This window comes from Fodinibius sp., from assembly GCF_041642155.1.
GTDB lineage: Bacteria > Bacteroidota > Rhodothermia > Balneolales > Balneolaceae > Fodinibius.
Map to the genome: position 1 here is coordinate 1 of NZ_JBEPWZ010000252.1, position 4,484 is coordinate 4,484.

A 4,484-nucleotide genomic window follows, 5' to 3' on the forward strand; every position below is an offset into this window, starting at 1 on the left:
GGGGCTTACGCCGGATATGACAGAACCAATAATATTTCAACCTTAACCGAGCTTACTATAAGGGAGACAATCACTACCGCGGAGGCTGACGGAACCACCAGGACAGCACAGGTAGCGTACACGGCCTGGGAGGGGACTTTCAGAACGGTGGACCAGTTCTCGCTGTTTCTCGACTATGTATATATACCGGATTTTTTAAGTAACCGGGTCGCTTTTTCGGTCTACTCAAGAAGCCGTTTCAACCGTATTAATAATATGACTGACGGGGGACTCGGCCTGTACGTGAACAAGGAAGGGGAGCCTTTGAAAATTGTAGGAGGACTTATTTATGAGTTTGCAGATCTGTTTGATGTTCGGGATACAGGCGCCCCACTGGGGGAAAGAGGGATGCTGGGAATCGTATTGGGATACCATTTCTGAACGTATGATAAAGTATGATTTTGAGAACCTTTATCACTGGACGTTAAATTCTCCTGTTTCCCGGATCGTTATGGGTACCCCTTCAATACGGCCGGGAATCTCTCTTCTCACTTTATCGGAATGCTCTGTCACGGAAATAATAATGGCCGTCTCTCCGCCCGCTCTACCGATACCTATGGCGACAACTTCCTCCATTGCCAGCCATTTCTGCTCATATTGCTGTTTTATTGAAGCGGCCTCTTCGTAATCTGCCATAAATAATATGTTGGTTTTTACTCTCCACTTATCGGAGGAAATACGGTTTCGTATTTTTTATAGCAGAGCCTCTCCCCTCACATCCCCGAAATCAGGGGGACATGATGTTGCAAAAGGCACCTGCGGATTCCAATCCAGTTTTCATACCATACTTTCAGGCAATGACACCTCAAGTACATCAAACACATTTTCAATGCGATTAATGAGAGTACTCGTATCGCTTCCCGCAAAAAGGAGCCCCACAATGTTATCATCATTATCCAGGACCGCGGACCCGCTGTCGCCTCCCTGGCTCATATTGCCCGCCATTACCTGATCCGTGAAGATCGCCGCTTTATTACTTCCGAAATTTACCCGGGAAGTCACATCCACCTGTTCAATCACACCGGTGGTCAGTCCCGTCGTCCTCCCGCTTTTTTTAACCTCCATATCAAATTTGGCCTCTTTGACTCCGGCAATCGACCCAACCTGATAAATTTCGTTTTCAATATCATCCGTATTATGAGGCTTGGCAATGGCGCAGTCGACGAAGTTTTCGGGGCTCTCAGAGTTGTCGCCCTCATCGTTGTAGATGATGGGCACATATTCACTGAGCGTGGCTATCTCATCCTCCGCCTTGAGTCCCCCGTCAAAGGGACCCGGTTGCAAAATAGGATCTTCCAAATCGGCCTCATTGCTATTCGCTAACACGTGATTATTTGAAAGGATAAACAGCTCTCCGTTTTTCTCAACCAGACAACCAAGGGTACCGGCAGAAATGTTCACATGTCCGATACTCACACCCCCGGGAGCCGGACGAAACCGTCCCTTAGGATCCTGAAGGGTGCGAAACATACCTGTCGGGTTCACATCGGTGGGGACACTCTGAATTTCCTGGGGGATCAGATCTTCTGCATCCAGTTTTTCGACAGACATTTTTATCGCTACAGAACAAATAATAGCCAGTTTATCCGTCGTCCTGTTATCCACTCTTTTATACCCGATGCCCGTAGCCATCACATTGGCTTTGCTCATTAGCTGGGGCCTCACTTCGTTGAGTATACTTCGAATCTCTTCTATTGTTGCCGGCATAAGAATTTCCTCTTTGGTTTCTATTGACGAATATTAATAGCCACGGTGCGATAACACTACCATGCAAATATTACAAAAAATAAAATGAGCTGCTACTCAAAATGAACAGCTATTTCTGAATACTCATTCCCGGTCCCAACAACCGGGCCGTTTTAACGCAGCAGTCGGACTCCTGCTGCGGATATCACGGGAGTGCTGCTCGTTCTGCTCTCCAATGAAAATAACACAGCGTGGTCCTTTAATCATACGGTTGGGAAATGCAGGCTCTTACCTCTTGCCCGTATGTATTACTTCATTGATTAACCTGATACCCCCGGGCGGGAATAAATGTTCCCCGCCGGAAAACATTACAGGCACCGGCAACAGCGCTTGCCATAACCAAACCAGCCGCCGCTCCGTCAGGAATCAACCGCATCCCTCAACGCCTCTGCCTTGACCAACGTTTCCTTCCACTCAGCCTGGGGATTTGAATCACCGGTGATGGCCCCGCCCACCGCGTAGAACAGTTCGTTGTTTTTGATAATTGCTGTTCGTATGACCACGTTAAAGTCAAAATCCCCGTCCGGTTTGATGTATCCGATAGCACCGGAATAAATGCCCCTCCGGTACTTTTCTATTCGTTCTATGGCTTCCATAACACTAATCTTGGGGGCACCGGTCATGGACCCCATGGGAAAACAGGCTTGCAGGATACCGACCGGGTCCTTATCCCCGGCTTTTGCTTTGATCGTGGAAACCATCTGGTGAACGGTCCCAAACGTTTCAATGTCGAACAATCTGGTTACGGTTACCGACCCTTTTTCAGCAATGCGGCTCAAGTCGTTACGGACCAGGTCAACAATCATCAGGTTTTCAGCACGTTCCTTGGCTGATCTGGACAGCGCTTCTTTCAGCAAATGATCTTCCTGTTCGTCCTTCCCTCTTTGGGAGGTTCCCTTGATCGGCTGGGAACAAACTGTCCCGGCCTCCCTGCGCAAAAAGCGTTCCGGCGATTGACAGCAAACCGTGCAATCGGGGGTTCGGAGATACGCTCCAAAGGGAACCGGGCCCACTTTTTTCATACGCTGGTAGAGTGCCAGGGATGAACCGCTGAATTTCCCCCGGAGCTGGTGTGATAAGTTAATCTCGTAAAAATCACCGTCAGCAATCGCCCGCTGCGCCTCCCTGATCCCCTCCAGGTATTCATCCACAGACAGCTGGGGGGCGAGGTCCCGCACCTTGAAACGAGCCCTGCTGCCACTGAATGCATGCCGTTTATCTATTGTCAACAAGTCTCCTTTGATCATGCCGCCCTGAAGAGTAACGCGATCCTGTTCGAGTATAAACTCGGGAACCATAAAATAGAGATCTGGGGCTTCTATCGCATCCGGATTTTGCGACCTCAGCTGTTCGGTATGGTTCTTGAGATCATATCCCAGATATCCAAACAGCCAGCCATCATGCTGTTCCCTGAATATGCGCAGCGCTTCCCACGGATTTGCGTCAAAACACTGTTGCCCTTCTTCTCCTGAAATATGGATCTGCCTGCCGTATGCTTTTATTTCAGCTTTGGGTCGTGCGGCTACATACGATCGCTGCGACCACGGGTGTTCGCGGGACTGCGACTCCAGCAGTATCACCGGCCCCTGTTGAGCCAATGTATTTGAAAGCGCTGCCAGGTTTATCCTCATTCAATCACTGTCCGGAAGGGGGTTCAGGTTTTGATGACAATAATCCGAATATATCTGTTTCAACTCGTTTAAAACAGGATGCCCGGTGTCAAAAGTACAACCATCGATCCCCCGAACGGGCATAATCTGCCGGACCGAATTGCACAGGGCCACGGCATCGGCTTCGTACAGGGCCTCAACGGCATAGCTTCCCTCCCGGCAGCGGTACACCGGGTGCCGGTCAATAATGTCCAGTATAGCCTGTCGGGTGATCCCCGGAATCAAGTCACAATCCACAGAAGGAGTGAAAATTTGTCCCTCTTTAATCCAAAAAATATTGGCAATGGTCGTCTCGGATACCCGGCCGTCAACGGTTTGCATGAGCGCGTCATCGGCATTCTGGGAAGCCGCCTCCCGTGCGGCCAGGATATAATTAATTCCGTTGGTAAACTTTCCCGTGGAAGGGAGGGATTCGGACGGGATGCGCCGGGTCGCAACGGTGGCCAGGACAGGGTATGTTCCTTCGTAATCGGGGCACTGGGAAGCTGTTGCCGTATAATGAATTTCAGCCCGGATTCGGGGCGTATACCCCCGCTTTCCTCCACGCCAACACTGCAACCGGACAATAGCGTCCCGGTCAAGCAGTGTATTTTCCCGCAGCAGCCGGTGGATTTGCTCCTTAAGCCTGTCCTCACGCGGAAGATGCCTCGCATCCATACCCAGCACGCGCAACCCTGCTTCCAGCCGTTCCATATGCTTTTCAAAGAGCAGAGTCTGTCCCCCATACACCCGAAGGGTTTCAAAGGTCCCGTCGCCGTACATCAGTCCCCGCGAGGCCGCACCGGCAACCGGTTCTTTGGCCGGCGTCAACTTGCCGTCATAAATAATCCATCCGTTATTTTCGCCTGTCATCCATTATCGTCCTTAAGCTGTCAAATTTAACCTCATCCATAGATCCTGTCAAAACAAATTCAAGCGTGCCTTCCGGAGCATAGAGCAAATATGTGGGTACTCCCGGTATATGAAAAGCAGAAAACTGCTGGGAACCCGCTACATGGTAAAAGGGATACTCATGCTCTCTTGCATACA

At 50.2% G+C, this 4,484-nt stretch carries 6 protein-coding genes; 1 reads left to right on the plus strand and 5 read right to left on the minus strand.

Going from position 1 to position 4,484, the window contains the following annotated elements; genetic code table 11:
- The coding region (locus ACESLU_RS12065) for a hypothetical protein (protein WP_372638901.1) at nt 1–420 on the plus strand (420 nt) is incomplete at its 5' end.
- 33 nt (nt 421–453) lie between these two features.
- Here the strand turns inward: ACESLU_RS12065 and ACESLU_RS12070 are convergent.
- The 5 genes from ACESLU_RS12070 to ACESLU_RS12090 form a co-directional block, all read right to left on the minus strand.
- Complete coding sequence (locus ACESLU_RS12070; RefSeq protein ID WP_372638902.1) at nt 454–675, minus strand: hypothetical protein; 222 nt, start codon at nt 673–675, stop codon at nt 454–456.
- Nucleotides 676–816: 141 nt separating this feature from the next.
- Nucleotides 817–1,746, minus strand: coding sequence for a hypothetical protein (locus ACESLU_RS12075; protein ID WP_372638903.1), 930 nt, complete (start codon nt 1,744–1,746; stop codon nt 817–819).
- A 398-nt stretch (nt 1,747–2,144) separates the two neighbouring features.
- Complete coding sequence (pabB, locus tag ACESLU_RS12080) at nt 2,145–3,416, minus strand: aminodeoxychorismate synthase component I (RefSeq protein ID WP_372638904.1); 1,272 nt, start codon at nt 3,414–3,416, stop codon at nt 2,145–2,147.
- Nucleotides 3,417–4,307: an aminotransferase class IV gene (locus ACESLU_RS12085; protein ID WP_372638905.1), complete on the minus strand. Its 891-nt coding sequence runs from the start codon at nt 4,305–4,307 to the stop codon at nt 3,417–3,419.
- Nucleotides 4,291–4,484: hypothetical protein (locus ACESLU_RS12090; protein ID WP_372638906.1), on the minus strand; the 194-nt coding region annotated here is incomplete at its 5' end. The genes ACESLU_RS12090 and ACESLU_RS12085, both read right to left, overlap by 17 nt.